Source organism: Actinomycetospora straminea, assembly GCF_028737255.1.
In the GTDB taxonomy this organism is placed as follows: domain Bacteria; phylum Actinomycetota; class Actinomycetes; order Mycobacteriales; family Pseudonocardiaceae; genus Actinomycetospora; species Actinomycetospora straminea.
Window position 1 is genome coordinate 144,265 of the sequence record NZ_JAQZAN010000016.1, and the last position, 14,671, is coordinate 158,935.

A 14,671-nucleotide genomic window follows, 5' to 3' on the forward strand; every position below is an offset into this window, starting at 1 on the left:
CTCAACTCCCCATCTCTTCTGCTCGGGTCCTCACGACGCACAACCGCCGCGCTGCCCGCCATGTTCCCCGGCCGGGGACGCCACGTCAGCCGACGGGGGCGATCGGCCCCTGGGGATAGGGCCACGCGTTGGGCCGGCAGACCTTCCCGTCGCGGGGGATCTGCGTGCCCTGCGGGTTCTCCTCGGTGAGCTGCGCGAGGTAGTCGTTCGCCGTCCCGAAGCTCTGCTGCATCATGATCGGCGCGAGGGCGCCGTTCTCCGGGCACGGCACGTGCGGGTTGTCGAAGACGTGCCCGACCTCGTGGTTCAGGGCGTACTGGCGGTAGAGACCCAGCTGGCCCTCGAACGCCGCCGCGCCGCGCACCCAGCGGCTGCCGTTGATGAGCACGCGCCCGATGTCGGACTTCCAGCACGACGCCTCGAAGCGCAGCGAGTAGCCGCACTGCCCGCGGATGGTCATCTGCGCCGAGAGGCTGACGCGGAAGTCGGGCACGCCGGTGTCGATGCGCCGGACCGCGATCTGCCCGGAGCCGATCCAGCTGCGCGGGTCGTCGAGGGTGGCGTCGACGGCGGTGGCGAAGGCCTGCTCGCCCTCGGGCACGACCACGCCGTCCTCGACCTCGACGGTGTAGGTGTAGACGCGGCCCGTGCCGGCCTGGGGCGTCGTGCCCGGCACGACGTGCCAGCTGCCCGAGCCCGTCACCGGGAACGCGCCGCCCGCGGGCAGCTCGGCCGAGGGGATGTCGACGTTCTGGCCCACGCCGCGCGGGGCCTCGGTGACGACGGGCGCCGGGCGCTCCGGCGGCGCGAGGAGCGGCGACGCCGACCCCGCGTCGCCGTCGGGCGACACCGCCTCGACGACGGCGAGCACCGTGAGCACCACCAGCGCCGGGATCACCCAGGTCCGCCAGGAGCGCAGCACCGACCGCGGCGCCGACCGCGAGGGCGGGCGCGCGCCGGACCGGCCGCGCGGCGGCGGGCCGCCGGGCCGGGACCCGGTGCGGGGCCGGTCGCGCACGGCGGTCGAGGTGGGCGCGCGCCCGGGACGGCCGCCGCGGGACGCCCGCCCGTCGCCCGCCGGGAAGGCGTCATGAGGGGAGTCGGCCGGGGCCTCCTCCCCGTCGGCGGGGCGCCTGGCCGGCCGGGTCACACGGGCACTGTGCCACACGCCTCCGGCCGGGCGACGCCCAGCGGCAGCCGATCACGCACGCGGCGTGCCGCCGCGTCGACCCGCGCCCGCACCGTGTCGCGCCCCGGCACCGGACGGCCGGCCCCCGGCCACGAGCCGTCGGCGGCCGCGTCGAGCAGCCCCAGCACGGCACGCGCGACGGTCTGCGGCTGCTCGATCTGCGCGACGTGGCCGACGCCCGGCAGCCGCAGCAGACGCCCGGCGGGCAGCGCCGCGGCGGTGTGCGCCGCGCGGTACACGCCGACGAGGCGGTCGACCTCGCCCCACACCACCAGCGTGGGCGCGCCGACCCGCGCGGCGGCGGCCCACAACGAGCGCGGTGACGGGGCCAGCCAGGTGCCCAGCAGCCCGAGGAACGACCGGTGCAGGGCCTCCGGGGCGTGCGCGAGGGCCGCCCGCTCCTCGGCCTCCGCCGCGGCCATCGCGAAGGCGCGGGGCCCGACCCGGTCGGGGTCGGCGTGGCACAGGGCCATCGTGCGGGCCAGGCGCTCGGCCGGCGTCGCCGCGGCCTGCTCGGCGCGCGCGCTCGCCCCGAGCAGCGGCAGCAGGGCCAGCGCCGCCCGCTTGCCGCCGAGGCGCGAGGGCAGCGGGCGCAGGTCGGGCATCGCGGGGCTGACCAGCGTCAGCGTGCGCACGAGGTCGGGGCGCTGCGCGGCCACGAGCAGGGAGACCGCGCCTCCGAGGGAGTTGCCGAGCAGGTGCACGGGCCCGGTGCCGTGGCGCTGCAGGTCGTCGAGGTACGCGATGATCGTCGCGGCGTGGGCCGTGGGGCGGTAGTCGCCCGACGACGGCGGCGGCGTGCGGCCGAAGCCGGGCAGGTCGACGGCGAGGCCCCGGCAGCGTGCGGAGAGCGCGCCGGCGAGCTCGGTCCAGTTGTTCGACGAGCCGCCGAGACCGTGGACGTAGACCGCCGTCTCGCCCGCCGGGCCCGGCGTCTCACGCACGTGCAGCGAGCCCGACCGCCCGACCGGCACCACGCGGCCCGGCCAGTACGGCGTCGGGGCCGCCGCCGTCCCGGTCGGGCCGAGCGCCGACGCGGAGGCGAGCGGGGGCGCGGGCACGTCCCGGCCGACCGACGCGGCAGCACGCCCCGAGCCGTCACCGGAGTCGCGCCCGGACCACGACGGGCCGGTGGACGGCACGGGGCGGCGAACGATCACGCCGACCATCATGCGGTGTCCCGCGCGTGTCGTCACGGTGACGTCGGGGTGGACGGGAGGCGGACGGGACATCGCCGTGGTGGGGCCGCGGCGGGGCCGCGGCGGGGCCGCGAGATCACCGCAGCGATCACGCGGCGATCACCGCGCGGGGGCGCCCCGCGCGCCGTGGCCCGCACGGACGTCACCCGATGGGTAGGGTCGGGCGACCGAGGCGGTCGACACCGGTGCCGCCCGGCGACGACAGTTGGGGGCGGGGGCCATGAACGGGCAGGCGAGCCTTCCGGGCAGCCCCGGCACCCCGACGGGGCGGCCGCGCATGACGCGCTCCGCGCGCCGGGCCCAGCTGCTCGAGGCCGCGCGCGACGTGTTCGGCCACCGCGGCTACCACGCGGCGGCGATGGACGAGATCGCGGAGCGGGCCGGGGTCAGCAAGCCGGTGCTCTACCAGCACTTCCCCGGCAAGCTCGACCTCTACCGGGCGCTGGTGCAGGGCGCGGCGGACGACATGGTGCGCACGGTGCGGGCGGCGATCCGCTCGACCACCGACAACAAGGCGCGCGTCCAGGCCACCATCCAGGCCTACTTCGACGTCGTGTCGTCGCGCGACGGCGCGATGCGCCTGGTGTTCGAGACGGACACGCGCGCGACGCCCGAGATCGCGGGCCTCGTCGACCGCGCGACGTCGGACTGCATCGACGCGGTCACCGAGGCCGTGACCACCGACGCGGGCCTCGAGCCCGAGCGGGCCCGGCTCCTCGCTGTCGGGCTGGTGGGCCTGTCGACGACGGCGGCGCGCTACTGGCTCGACGCCGGGCTGCAGCCGCCGCGCGAGGACGCGATCACCCTGATGTCGCAGCTCGCGTGGCGCGGCATCGGCGGGTTCCCGCGCCAGGAGGGTTGAGCCCTCGGGAGCCGGGGCGGGTGTCCCCCGCCCCGGCCGCCCGCGGGGTGGCTAGCTGCCGACCCCGAAGCCCACGCGACGCCCCTCCGGCGGCCCGATCTCCACGTAGGCGATGCGGGCCGCGGGGATGACGTACCGACGGCCCTTGTCGTCGGAGAGCGCGAGCGTGCCGCCGTTCGAGGCCAGCGCCTCGTCGAGGAGCGCCTGCACCTCGTCGGGCGACTGGTCGCTCGCGATCACCAGCTCGCGCGGGCTCTCCGCCACGCCGATCTTGACCTCCACGCGTTCCTCCGCTCGGTACTGCTCGGTCCTGCTCGACGTGCCCGGTCGTGCCCGGTGGTGCCCGGTCGTGCCGTCGTGCTGTGCCCGCGCGAGGCTAGTCCACGTCCGGCGTCCGGGTGGGCTACAGGCCGAGCGCCGCCAGCCGCTTGGAGTGCCGCGACTTCAGCGCCTTGAACACCGCGCCCCGCGACGCCCCGCCGAGCAGCGCAGCGGCCGCGTGCGGGTGCTCGTCGAGGACCTCGGCGGCCGCGGCGAGCGTCTCCCCCAGCAGCCGCCGGCCCCACATCGCGAGGCGCGCGGCCGTCCGCTCGTCGGCGGTCAGCTCGCCCACCGCCCGCTCGGCGAAGGCGTCGAACCCGCTCTCCCCGGCGGCCTCCCGGCCCGCGTCGGGGCCGCGCAGGAGGTCGGACGCGTCACCCTCGCCGCTGCCCTCGCCCTCCGAGGCCCCGGAGGCGGCGACGAGGTCCACCGCGAGCGTGCGCCCGACGTACGCGCCGACGAGCGCCTCGCCCCAGTCGCGGGACGCGGTGCGCGCCGCGAACGAGTCGAGCACCGGGGCGAAGGGCGCCATCGTGGTGACGAGGTCCACACCCCGCGCCGCGAGGTGGGCGCGGATCCGCTCCACGTGCGCCATCTCGACCGCAGCGAGCGCGGCCATCTCCGCGCGCCCGGTGAGGTCGGGGGCGAGCGCGGCGTCGGCGGCGAGCCTGGTGAAGGCGGTCAGGGCGCCGTAGGCGACGGCGCCGAGCAGGTCGACGGGCGGGTCACCGGACGGATCGGTGCTGGTGGCGGGGCGGTCGCCCTCGGGCTCGCTCACGGCCGACCACCCTAGGGGGACGCGGTCCCGCCCGGCGGTGCGACGGCCGCTCCGGGGCGACCGGTACCATGAGGTCGTCCCGCGGTGGCATGCATCGTCGCCGACCGCCCGGTCGCCGTCGTGCGCCGCGAGACGTACCCGAGCGTGCGGGCGCCTCAGCCGGCTCTCCCGCGTCCGGTGACGTGGGGTCGCGCTCCGACGAGGGAGCGGGCCCGTGCACCAGTGCGCACCGTCGCCGACCCCGGACGTGGTCGAGCCAGCCGGCCCGCCTCGCGCGCACGACGCGAGAGAGGCAGACCCCTGACCACCGTCACCACCGATCCCCGTCCCGACTCCGGCGCCCCGGACGACGAGCCGGTCGCCGAGCCCCTCACGGCCCGCGCCCCCGTCACCGAGGACGCCCCCACCTTCGCCGAGCTGGGCGTCGACCCCGCCATCGTCGAGGCCCTCGCGAAGGTGGGCATCGAGCGCACCTTCGCCATCCAGGAGCTGACGCTGCCGCTGGCCCTCGCCGGCGAGGACGTCATCGGCCAGGCGCGCACCGGCACCGGCAAGACCCTCGGCTTCGGCGTCCCGCTGCTCCAGCGCCTCGGCCGTCCGACCGAGGACGGCACGCCCCGCGCGCTGATCGTCGTCCCCACCCGCGAGCTGTGCGTGCAGGTCGCCAAGGACATCGAGGGCGCCTCGAAGGGCCTCGGCACCCGCGTCGTGTCGATCTACGGCGGGCGCCCCTACGAGCAGCAGATCGCCGCCCTGCAGCGCGGCGTCGAGTTCGTCGTCGGCACCCCCGGCCGCCTGCTCGACCTCGCCCAGCAGGGCCACCTCGTGCTGGCGAAGGTCGGCGGCCTCGTGCTCGACGAGGCCGACGAGATGCTCGACCTGGGCTTCCTGCCCGACGTCGAGCGCATCCTGGGGATGCTGCCCGAGAAGCGCCAGACGATGCTGTTCTCGGCCACCATGCCGGGGCCGATCATCACGCTGGCCCGCACGTTCCTCACGCAGCCGACGCACATCCGCGCCGAGCAGGTCGACGCCAGCGCGATCGGCGAGAAGACCCAGCAGTTCGTCTACCGCGCCCACGCCCTCGACAAGGTCGAGATGCTCGCGCGCACGCTGCAGGCGACCGACCGCGGGCCGACGATGGTGTTCACGCGCACCAAGCGCACCGCGAGCAAGGTCTCCGAGGAGCTCGCCGAGCGCGGCTTCGCCGTCGGCGCCGTGCACGGCGACCTCGGCCAGGGCGCCCGCGAGCACGCGCTGCGGGCGTTCCGCGAGGGCCGCATCGACGTGCTGGTCTGCACCGACGTCGCCGCGCGCGGCATCGACGTCACCGGGGTCACGCACGTCGTGAACTACCAGTGCCCGGACGACGCCAAGACCTACATCCACCGCATCGGGCGCACGGGCCGCGCGGGCAAGACGGGCATCGCGATCACGCTCGTCGACTGGGACGACCTGCCCAAGTGGAAGATGATCTCCGACGACCTGGGCCTCGGCGCCCCGGAGCCGCCGGAGACCTACTCCAGCTCGCCGCACCTCTACGCCGACCTCGGCATCCCCGAGGGCGCCGGCGGCCGCGTCGCGCGCCGGCGCCGGCCCGCCGAGGAGGAGGCCGAGGACGGTCCGCGCCGCGAGACCCGCGAGAGCGGCGGTCGCGGCCGGGGCCGGTCGCGCGGCGGTCGCTCCGGGGGCCGCGACGAGGCCCGCGGCGACGGTGACACCGAGGCCGGCGCCGATCCGGACAGCGAGTCCGGCGGCGAGTCCGGCGGGTCCGGCGACGGGTCCGGCGACGGGTCCGGCGACGACGAGGGCTCGCGGCGTCCGCGCCGGACGCGCTCGCGCACCCGCCGCCGCGCCGGCGAGGTCGTCGCCGGTGGCGCCGAGGACGGCACCGAGAACGGCACCGGGGGCACCCCGGAGGGCGCCGACGCCGAGCGGGCCGAGGACACCACCGACGGCTCGGGCGAGGGCTCGGGCGAGGGCGGCCGCCGCCGTCGTCGCCGTCGCGGTGGACGCGGGTCGGGGTCGCGCTCCGGGGCCTCGAACGGGAGCTCGAACGGCAGCACGAACGGGTCCGAGGGATCGACCGGCCCGGCGCCCGCCGAGGCCGCGCCCGCGGCGTCCACGACCGAGTAGGACCGCGCGCCGGTGAGCTCGCCGACGTCGGCGCCGCCGCCCGGGTCCGCCGACCCGGGCGACGGGCCCGGCGACGGACCCGGGGGCGGGTCCCCCCGCCCGTCCCGGCTGCCGCGCCCCGAGCGGCGCAGCCGCGGCGACCTCGTCGCCGTCGCGCTGATCGTGGTGGCGGCCGTCGTCGGCACGCTGCTGGTGCTGGCGTCCGGCGACGCGGCGGACACCGAGCTCACGCCGGCCTCGCCGCCGCTGCAGCCCGGCGCGGACGGCCCGGTGCCGACCGCGCTGGGCGAGGTGTGGCGGGCCGCGAGCCCAGCCACACCGGCGCCGCTCGCCGTCGGGCCGGCCGTGGTCACCGCGGGCCCGGACGGCGTCGTCGGCCGCGACCCGGTCACCGGCCGCGAGGCGTGGCGCTACACCCGCCCCCAGGCGCCGTGCACCGTCGGCACCGGGTTCGGCGACGTGCTCGCCGTCTTCCGCACCGAGGGGCCGCTGGGCACGTGGTGCTCCGACGTCGCGGCCCTCGAGCCCGACACCGGCCGCCGCGGCCCCGCCCGCAACGCCGACCTGCGCGAGGGCACCCGCCTGCTCGCCGACCGCGACCACGTCACCGGCACCGGCGCGGACCACGTCGAGACCTGGCGCTCGGACCTCGTGCTGACCACCGAGGTCGGCCGGGTCGCGACGCCCGTGCAGCCCCCGGACTCCCAGCCGCGCGCGGAGTGCACCAACGGCTCGATCGCCGTCGGCGGCGGGACCGTCGGGATGGTCCAGCGCTGCCCCGGCGAGGACAGCGACCGGCTGACGATCGTCGACGCCGACCCGCAGAGCTCGGAGAAGCCCGAGGAGCGCTCGAGCACCACCCTCGGCGTGCGCGGCGCGCGGCTCGTGGCGCTGACCGACCAGCGCGCCGCGTGGGCCGCGCCCGACGGCACGCTGCACGTGGTCGGCACCTCGGCCGACGCCGAGACGCTGATCCCCGAGACCGTCCACCCCCTCGGCGACGCGGCGGGCCCCACGACCGACCCGCCCGACCTCGCGGCGACCGTCCGGCCCGTCGGCCCGGTCCTGCTCTGGTGGACGGGCACGGCGACCGTCGGCCTCGACGCCGGCGACCTGCGTCCCCGCTGGACCCTGCCCGGCACGCTCGGGGCGGGCGCGGCGTGGCCGGGCAGCGCGCCCGCGGCCATCGCGCTCGTGCCGGTGCCCGACGGCCTCGCCGTGGTCGACGCCGCGACCGGCACCCCGCGCGGCCCCGTGATCCCGGTCGCCCGCGGCGGCGACCCGGCCGCACCCGTGGCCGTCGCCGCGACCGGCACCACCGTGGTCGAGCTCCGCGGGACGACCGTCGTGGCGCTGCGCGCCCCGGGCTGACCGGACCCACCGGTCCGACACCGTCACGGCCCTTCCGGGCCCGTCATGCGGCAGACTCCCCGGGGTGGGCCGTCCCGATCACCCCGGCACCGCCGCGCCGTCGGACGGCGGGGCGGCGGCCGGAGCGGACGACGGGCTGGACGGCGCGGTGGGCGTCCCGGGCGGGACGGCGCCCGGCCCGCCCGACGCCACGCCCGCGCTCCCGACGGGCCGCAACCAGGCCCAGCGCCACCCCCACCGCGCACGGCGGGTGACGGTCCCGTCGTCGCTCGGCCCCCTCGCGGCGCTGCGGGCCGAGCCCGACGCGGCGGCCGCGATCGAGGGCCGGCCCGCCACCGCGATGCTGCTGCCCGGCTACTCCGGCTCGAAGGAGGACTTCGCGCCGCTGATCGACGCCGTCGCCGCCGGCGGGATCGGGGTGCTCGCGCTGGACCTGCCCGGCCAGTACGAGTCGCCGGGCCCGTCCGCCGAGGGCGAGTACCACCCGGCGCAGCTCGGGCCGGTGATCGCCGGGATCGTCGCCGACGAGGTCGGCGCGGGTCGCCGGGTGCTGCTGCTCGGGCACTCGTTCGGCGGGCTCGTCGCCCGCGCGGCCGTGCTGGCCGGGGCGCCGGTGCGCGGGCTGACGCTCATGGACTCCGGACCGGGCGAGCTGCCCATGGGCCGGCGGCGGACGAACCTCGACGTGCTCGAGCCGGTGCTGCGCCGCCGGGGCATCGAGGAGGTCGTCGCGCTGCGGGACGCGTCCGGGGACTGGTCGTCGGCGGACCCGCACGTCGTCGACCTGCTGCGCGAGCGCCTGCGCCGCTCCACGGTGTCCGGGCTGCTCGGGATGGGCGACGCGCTGCGCGCCGAGCCCGACCGCACCGCCGAGCTGGTCGCCGCCGTCCGGGCCCGCCGCGTGCCGTGCCTCATCGTCTGCGGGATCGACGACGACGCCTGGCCGGTGAGCATCCAGCGCACCATGGCCGACCGCCTCGAGGCCGAGTTCGCCGCGGTCCCCCGCGCCGCGCACGCCCCGAACGTCGAGAACCCGTCGGCGCTGCTCGACGTGCTCGTCCCGACCTGGCGCACCTGGCTGCGCGACGACCTGCTGGGCTGACGGGCTCCTACGCCCACCAGGTGATCGCGAGCAGCAGGAAGAGGATCACCGGCACCGCCGCGGCGGCGAGCACCGCCACCCCGGACGAGGTGCGGCGGTGGGCGGCGATCGCGGTCGCGCCGACCGCGACGACCGCGCCCATGAGGTGCGCGGCCACCGTGTCCACCCCCGCGCCGGGCCCGCCCAGGAACCACGGCGCCACGACGACGACCACCGCGAGCACGACGAGCCCGCCCGCGAGCACCCGGGCCAGCGCCACGAGGCGGCGCCGGGTGCCGGCGAGGCGGTCGGGGTGCCCGGCGCGCGCGATCGCGCCGGTCGACAGGCCCGAGGGCGGGGTGGGCCGGCCGGCGGTGCGCGCCCGCTCCCGGCGGGTCGCGGCGCGCGGCACGCCGGCGGGCGAGGTCCAGCGTTCGGTGGAGGTCGGGCGCCAGGAGCCGGTGGAGGTCACGCCGGGGGTGCCCCCGTGGGGCGGGGTGGCCGCCTCGCCCGCCCAGGGCCGCGGCGGCGTGGGCGGCGTGGGCTGCGTGTCCGGCCCGTCCCGGTGCGCCGGGTCGGGGGCGCTCACGGCGCGAGCCCGGACCAGGCCGGCTCGGCGGGGGCGGCGGCGCGCCCCTCCGGGCAGTGCCGCCGGACCTCGCAGGCGCCGCAGCGGGCCCCGGACCGCGGCGGGAAGAGCTCCTCGGCGCGGCGGGAGTCCTCCTCGAGCGCGTCGGCGGCGGCGCCCAGCGCGGTGGCGGCGGCCTCGGCCCGCTCGCGGTGGGCGGCCAGCGAGGCCTCGTCGTGCTCGGCGGCGGCGATCGTGCCGGTCGGCAGGTGGTGCAGCTCGACCCGCCGGCAGGGGCGGCGCAGCGTGCGGCGCGCGGCGAGGACGTAGAGCGCGAGGGCCGGCGAGCCCGCGGCGTCGGCGGCGTCGGGCACGCGGCGGCCGGTCTTGTAGTCGACGACGGTGACCTGCCCGTCGCGGTCGTCGAGACGGTCGGCGCGGCCCTCGGCGACCATCGCCCCGACCGGCGCCGAGAGCCAGCGCTCGAGCCCGACGACCTCGCCCACCGGCTCCGGCGCGTCGACGACGGCGTGGCGCTCGACGTAGTCGCCGACCCACGTCCGGGCACGCTCGCGGTACTCGGCGGCCTGGGCGTCGTCGCGGAACCCCTCCGACGACCAGTGCCGGTCCACCTCCAGGGCCGCGCGGGCAGCGCTGCGCCGCGCGGGTCGCTCGCCGAAGACGGCGTGCAGCGCGTTGTGCACCACGGCGCCGAGCGTGCTCGCCGCCCGCGGCCCGCCGCGCGGGGGCGCGGGGCGGTCGAGGTAGGTCAGGCGGTAGCGGCGCCGGCAGTCCTGCCAGGTGGCCAGGCGCGACGGGGTCACGCGGACCAGGCGGGCGGGCATGCCGTCCAGACCCAGCTGCATGCTCATCGCCTCCACCCTAGGCGGCCGCGGTGTATCAGCCCGCGAGCACCTCGGCGCCCGTCGCGCGCGCCGCGAGCGCCTCGAACTGGTCCCGCGCGGTCGTCTCGGCGGCGATCGGGGTGGCCTTGTTGGTGCCGTGGTAGTCGCTCGAGCCCGTGACCAGCAGGCCCGCGGCCGCCGCGACCTCGTGCAGCGCCGCGCGGTCGTCCGCGTCGTGGTCGGGGTGGTCGACCTCGATCCCCGCCAGGCCCTCCCGCGCCAGGTCCGCCAGCACCGACGCCTCGACCACCGGCCCCCGCCGCCGGGCGAAGGGGTGCGCGAACACCGGGACGCCGCCGGCGGCCACGATCATCGCGACGGCCCGCGCGATCGGCGTGTCCTCCTTCTCGACGTAGTAGGGGCCGTCCCGGCGCAGGAGGTGCTCGAACGCCTCGGACACCGACCCCACCACGCCCGCCTCGACCAGCGCCTGCCCCAGGTGCGGGCGCCCGGCCGGCGCGTCCGCGGGCAGGCGGGCCAGCAGCGCCTCGCCGTCGATCGGCAGCCCGCCCGCGGCCATCCGCTCCCCCATCGCCCGCACCCGCTCGCGCCGCGAGGCCCGCAGCCGCTCCTGCTCGGCGAGGATCGCCGGGGCGGCGGGGTCGAAGAGGTAGCCGAGCAGGTGCGCGGTGACCGTCCCGCCCCGCCCGTCCGGGCTCTCGGTGGAGAACTCCGCGCCGCGGACCAGCGTCAGCCCCGGGGGCCGCGCCGCCGCGGCCTCGTCCCAGCCCGCGGTCGTGTCGTGGTCGGTCAGCGCGAGCACGGTGACGCCGGCGGCCACGGCCGTGGCGACCAGCTCGGACGGCGACTCGGTGCCGTCGGAGGCCGCGGAGTGGGTGTGGAGGTCGATCACCGGGGCAGTGTTCGGCCGGTGTCAGCGACGACGACCGCGCGCGCCGCCGAAGCCGGACCCCGGCAGCGTGTACGAGCGGGTCTGGCGCTTGTCGCCGAACACCAGCTCGGAGATGGCCTCGTAGACCTCTTCGGGGTCGGGCAGGTAGTCGATGCGGTTCAGCGCCTGGATCTGGCCGGCCGACTCGATGACCATCGTCCCGTAGCCGAGCATGCGGCCCAGCAGGCTGCGCTCGAAGGTGAGGTCGGTGACCTTGGTCAGCGGCATCATGCCGGCCTGGTGGGTGATGATCCCCTTGGTGAGCATGACCCGCTTGTCGGTGACGACGACCTTCTCGACCCACCACTCGCTGACCTTGTAGCTGGTCTTGAGCAGCACGAGCAGGGCGCCGTACCAGAACAGGTTGTCCAGCACGACGTTCTGCGGCAGGAACGCCGCACCGAGGGCGAGCAGGACGAACAGGACGACGGCCTGCAGCACCTCACCGACGATGACGGCCCAGTGGCGGCGGAAGCGGATCACCCGCCGCTCGGTGGGCAGGACGTACTCGTCGACCTCGCGGGGTGCCAGCACGTCGGACCTCCGGACCTAGAACAGCGCCTGGATGAATTCCACCACTGAAGCGGCCGCATCGCCCAGGATGGTGAGGATGCTGAGCACCAGATCCGCGGATCCCTGGGGTTGGGAGATGACGAAGAACAGCAGGAACGCGACCCCCACGAAGATGCCGATCTTTCTCGCGTTCACCAGGTTCCCTCGCGGTCGTCGCCGTGGTCGTGATCAGTGTGGATCGTCCGGGCCGGGACGAACATCCGGCCATCGGTGATACTAGTGTGATCTCGTGTGACGATGCGTGATCCCCAGGCCGCGCCCGGCGCGTCGCCGGGCACCGGGGGTGACGGAGCGGCCGACGGGGCGGGTGACGTCGTCTGCGTCGGCGCGATCGTCACCGACCCGCTGGGCCGCCTGCTGCTCGTCCGCCGCGGCCACGACCCCGAGGCGGGGCGCTGGTCGCTGCCCGGCGGCAAGGTCGACCCGGGCGAGACGACGGTCGCGGCGACGGCGCGCGAGGTCGCCGAGGAGACCGGGCTCGACGTCGTCGTCGGCGAGGAGGTCGGGCACGTGCGCAGGCCCGCGCCGGACGGGCGGACGTTCGTGATCCACGACTTCCGCTGCCGGCTGGCGGACGGGAGCGACCCGGCGGCGGCGCCGCGGGCGGGCGACGACGCCGCCGACGCCCGCTTCGTCGACGCCGCCGCCTACGCCGCCCTCGACGCGGCCGGGGAGCTGGTCACCGGGCTCACCGCCGCCCTGCGCGGGTGGGACTGCCTGCCGCGCTCGTCGCGCTAGCGCTGCGGGACGGGGCGGCGGGGCTGCTCCGCCTCGAACGCCTGGTCCGAGCCCTCGGACGCCGGGCGCTTGGGCACCATCACCTTGCGGCGGTAGATGCAGACGACGACGCCGTCCTGGTTGTAGCCGATCGTCTCGACCTGGACGACGCCCCGGTCGTTCTTCGACGACGACTCCTTCTTGTCGAGCACCGTCGACTCGCCGTAGATCGTGTCGCCGTGGAACACCGGCTTGACGTGGCGCAGCGACTCGACCTCGAGGTTCGCGATCGCCTTGCCCGACACGTCGGCCACCGACATCCCGAGCAGCAGCGAGTAGACGTAGTTGCCGACGACGACGTTGCGCCCCTGCTGGGTGCCCTCGGCGTAGTGGGAGTCGAGGTGCAGCGGGTGGTGGTTCATCGTGATGAGGCAGAAGAGGTGGTCGTCGTACTCGGTGACCGTCTTGCCCGGCCAGTGCTTGTACGTGGCGCCGACCTCGAACTCCTCGAAGTACCGACCGAACTGCACGGATCCGCCTCCTGAACGTCTCTGGTCGAGGCGCCGCACCCGGGAGACGTGGGACTCCTCGATCCGACGGCGCCGACGAAGGTCGCTAGGATGACGGACCGACCGAGTTCGTGTCGCGCGAGGCGAGGGAGGTGAGACGTGGACGACTCCACGAGCAGGTCCGACGGCCTGCCCTCCAGTACGGGCCGCGTCCCCTCCCGTGGGACCACCGGGCGCTGACGCGTCGGCGGGTGGTCCGGGAGGGACGCGGTGGCTCGATGTTCGTAGCCCGCACTCCGTCCGGTCCCCGGAGGTCGCCATGCCTGCCCTGCCCACCCTGCGCAACGCCGGAGCCCGCGTGATCCGCCCGGGCCGCCCGCGCACGCAGGATCCGCGGGTCCCCCACGTGCCGCTCTCGGCGTTCGTCGTCGACTGCGCGGTGTACGTCGACGGCAAGCGGCTCGACGGGCACTGGAACCACCGCGACGCGATCAGCGAGGTCCGCCGGCGCGGCGAGGGCTTCGTGTGGATCGGCCTGCACGAGCCCGACGCCGAGCAGATCCACGACATCGCCGAGGTCTTCGGCCTGCACCCGCTGGCCGTCGAGGACGCGGTGCACGCCCACCAGCGGCCCAAGATCGAGCGCTACACCGGGGCCGCGGGCGGCAGCGACGACATGCTGTTCTCGGTGTTCAAGACCATGCGCTACGTGGCGCACGCGTCGCCCACCACCGCCAACGAGATCGTCGAGTCCGGCGAGCTGATGGTGTTCCTGGGCCGCGACTTCGTCGTCACCGTGCGCCACGGCCAGCACTCCGGGCTGCGCCGGGTCCGCCACAACCTCGAGGCCGACCCCGAGCACCTCGCCCAGGGGCCGGCGGTCGTGCTGCACGCCGTCGCCGACCACATCGTCGACTCCTACCTCGACGTCGCCGCCGGCGTGGAGAACGACATCGACGTCATGGAGACCGAGGTGTTCGCGCCGTACACGGAGGTCGGCGCCGAGCAGATCTACATGATGAAGCGCGAGGTGCTCGAGCTGCGCCGCGCCGTGACGCCGCTGGTCACGCCCATGCGCCGGCTGACCGAGGGCTACTCGCCGCTCGTGCCGTCGGAGGTCCGCAGCTACTTCCGCGACGTCGAGGACCACCTCGCCACCGTGGCCGAGCGCGTCGCGTCGTTCGACGAGCTGCTGACGACCCTGGTCGACGCGGTGCTCGCGAAGATCACGCTGCGCCAGAACAACGACATGCGCAAGATCACCGCCTACGCGGCGCTGCTGGCGGTGCCGACCATGCTCGCCGGCATCTACGGCATGAACTTCGAGTACATGCCCGAGCTGCAGTGGCGCTTCGGCTACCCGGCGGTGATCCTCGGGATCCTGCTCATCTGCGGCGTGCTGTGGCGGACGTTCCGCAAGAACCGCTGGCTCTGAGCCCGTGATCGCTGTCCCGGTGACGAGACCCCGCACCTCTGCGGGGTCTCGTCACCGAAGTCGTGATCACCGCCTCGCGGGACGCTCCTATGGTTCGTCAAGTCTGTCGGGGGTCGGCTCGAGCTGGCGGTAGAG

At 76.5% G+C, this 14,671-nt stretch carries 16 protein-coding genes; 6 read left to right on the forward strand and 10 right to left on the reverse strand.

Going from position 1 to position 14,671, the window contains the following annotated elements; translation table 11 throughout:
* Positions 1-85 precede the first annotated feature (85 nt).
* Positions 86-1,150 carry a DUF3152 domain-containing protein gene (locus PH190_RS21130; RefSeq protein WP_274233493.1) on the reverse strand — a complete coding sequence of 355 codons (1,065 nt, stop codon included), beginning with the start codon at positions 1,148-1,150 and terminating at the stop codon, positions 86-88.
* A complete protein-coding gene (locus PH190_RS21135; RefSeq protein ID WP_274233494.1) occupies positions 1,147-2,349 on the reverse strand; it encodes an alpha/beta fold hydrolase in 1,203 nt (400 codons plus the stop codon). The genes PH190_RS21130 and PH190_RS21135 overlap by 4 nt, the downstream gene beginning before the upstream one ends.
* 259 nt (positions 2,350-2,608) lie before the next feature.
* Between PH190_RS21135 and PH190_RS21140 the strand changes: the two genes are divergently transcribed.
* Positions 2,609-3,250, forward strand: coding sequence for a TetR/AcrR family transcriptional regulator (locus PH190_RS21140; RefSeq protein ID WP_274199681.1), 642 nt, complete (start codon positions 2,609-2,611; stop codon positions 3,248-3,250).
* A 51-nt stretch (positions 3,251-3,301) separates the two neighbouring features.
* Here the strand turns inward: PH190_RS21140 and PH190_RS21145 are convergent, their stop codons facing one another.
* Both PH190_RS21145 and PH190_RS21150 read right to left on the reverse strand, forming a co-directional pair.
* Positions 3,302-3,532 (reverse strand): DUF3107 domain-containing protein, encoded by a 231-nt coding sequence (locus PH190_RS21145; protein WP_274233496.1) that lies wholly within the window; start codon positions 3,530-3,532, stop codon positions 3,302-3,304.
* Positions 3,533-3,653: 121 nt separating this feature from the next.
* The gene (locus PH190_RS21150) at positions 3,654-4,349 is read right to left on the reverse strand and encodes a ferritin-like fold-containing protein (protein ID WP_274233497.1); all 696 of its coding nucleotides are present in this window, start codon (positions 4,347-4,349) and stop codon (positions 3,654-3,656) included.
* Positions 4,350-4,766: 417 nt separating this feature from the next.
* Between PH190_RS21150 and PH190_RS21155 the strand changes: the two genes are divergently transcribed.
* The 3 genes from PH190_RS21155 (at position 4,767) to PH190_RS21165 (ending at position 8,958) form a co-directional block, all read left to right on the forward strand.
* A complete protein-coding gene (locus PH190_RS21155; protein ID WP_420791688.1) occupies positions 4,767-6,485 on the forward strand; it encodes a DEAD/DEAH box helicase in 1,719 nt (572 codons plus the stop codon).
* A gap of 12 nt (positions 6,486-6,497) precedes the next feature.
* Positions 6,498-7,856: an Rv3212 family protein gene (locus PH190_RS21160; protein WP_274233498.1), complete on the forward strand. Its 1,359-nt coding sequence runs from the start codon at positions 6,498-6,500 to the stop codon at positions 7,854-7,856.
* 64 nt (positions 7,857-7,920) lie between these two features.
* Positions 7,921-8,958, forward strand: coding sequence for an alpha/beta fold hydrolase (locus PH190_RS21165; RefSeq protein ID WP_274233499.1), 1,038 nt, complete (start codon positions 7,921-7,923; stop codon positions 8,956-8,958).
* A 7-nt stretch (positions 8,959-8,965) separates the two neighbouring features.
* Here the strand turns inward: PH190_RS21165 and PH190_RS21170 are convergent, their stop codons facing one another.
* From PH190_RS21170 to PH190_RS21190, 5 genes are read right to left on the reverse strand one after another with little or no spacing between them, the layout of a single operon-like run.
* Positions 8,966-9,526 (reverse strand): hypothetical protein, encoded by a 561-nt coding sequence (locus PH190_RS21170; protein WP_274233500.1) that lies wholly within the window; start codon positions 9,524-9,526, stop codon positions 8,966-8,968.
* A complete protein-coding gene (locus PH190_RS21175) occupies positions 9,523-10,377 on the reverse strand; it encodes a RecB family exonuclease (protein ID WP_274233501.1) in 855 nt (284 codons plus the stop codon). Before PH190_RS21175 ends, PH190_RS21170 begins: the two co-directional genes overlap by 4 nt.
* A 28-nt stretch (positions 10,378-10,405) precedes the next feature.
* Positions 10,406-11,263 (reverse strand): PHP domain-containing protein, encoded by an 858-nt coding sequence (locus PH190_RS21180; RefSeq protein ID WP_274233502.1) that lies wholly within the window; start codon positions 11,261-11,263, stop codon positions 10,406-10,408.
* Between the two features lie 21 nt (positions 11,264-11,284).
* On the reverse strand, positions 11,285-11,836 hold the full coding sequence (locus tag PH190_RS21185) for a PH domain-containing protein (protein WP_116709250.1): 552 nt from the start codon (positions 11,834-11,836) through the stop codon (positions 11,285-11,287).
* A gap of 15 nt (positions 11,837-11,851) precedes the next feature.
* Positions 11,852-12,010: a hypothetical protein gene (locus tag PH190_RS21190; RefSeq protein ID WP_274233503.1), complete on the reverse strand. Its 159-nt coding sequence runs from the start codon at positions 12,008-12,010 to the stop codon at positions 11,852-11,854.
* Between the two features lie 102 nt (positions 12,011-12,112).
* Here PH190_RS21190 and PH190_RS21195 point away from each other — a divergent pair, with 102 nt between their 5' ends.
* Positions 12,113-12,613, forward strand: a complete 501-nt coding sequence (locus PH190_RS21195; RefSeq protein ID WP_274233504.1) for an NUDIX domain-containing protein — start codon at positions 12,113-12,115, stop codon at positions 12,611-12,613.
* Here PH190_RS21195 and PH190_RS21200 read toward each other — a convergent pair.
* Complete coding sequence (locus PH190_RS21200; RefSeq protein ID WP_274233505.1) at positions 12,610-13,122, reverse strand: MaoC family dehydratase; 513 nt, start codon at positions 13,120-13,122, stop codon at positions 12,610-12,612. The genes PH190_RS21195 and PH190_RS21200 overlap by 4 nt on opposite strands.
* Positions 13,123-13,420: 298 nt before the next feature.
* On the opposite strand from PH190_RS21200, the gene PH190_RS21205 reads away from it, so the two are divergent.
* Positions 13,421-14,536 carry a magnesium and cobalt transport protein CorA gene (locus tag PH190_RS21205; protein WP_274233506.1) on the forward strand — a complete coding sequence of 372 codons (1,116 nt, stop codon included), beginning with the start codon at positions 13,421-13,423 and terminating at the stop codon, positions 14,534-14,536.
* Positions 14,537-14,671 lie beyond the last annotated feature (135 nt).

Coding starts and splice junctions, on each gene's coding strand:
- PH190_RS21205 (WP_274233506.1), top strand. CDS start 13,421: ATGCCTGCCCTGCCCACCCTGCGCAACGCCGGAGCCCGCGTGATCCGC.
- PH190_RS21175 (WP_274233501.1), bottom strand. CDS start 10,377: ATGAGCATGCAGCTGGGTCTGGACGGCATGCCCGCCCGCCTGGTCCGC.
- PH190_RS21195 (WP_274233504.1), top strand. CDS start 12,113: ATGCGTGATCCCCAGGCCGCGCCCGGCGCGTCGCCGGGCACCGGGGGT.
- PH190_RS21140 (WP_274199681.1), top strand. CDS start 2,609: ATGAACGGGCAGGCGAGCCTTCCGGGCAGCCCCGGCACCCCGACGGGG.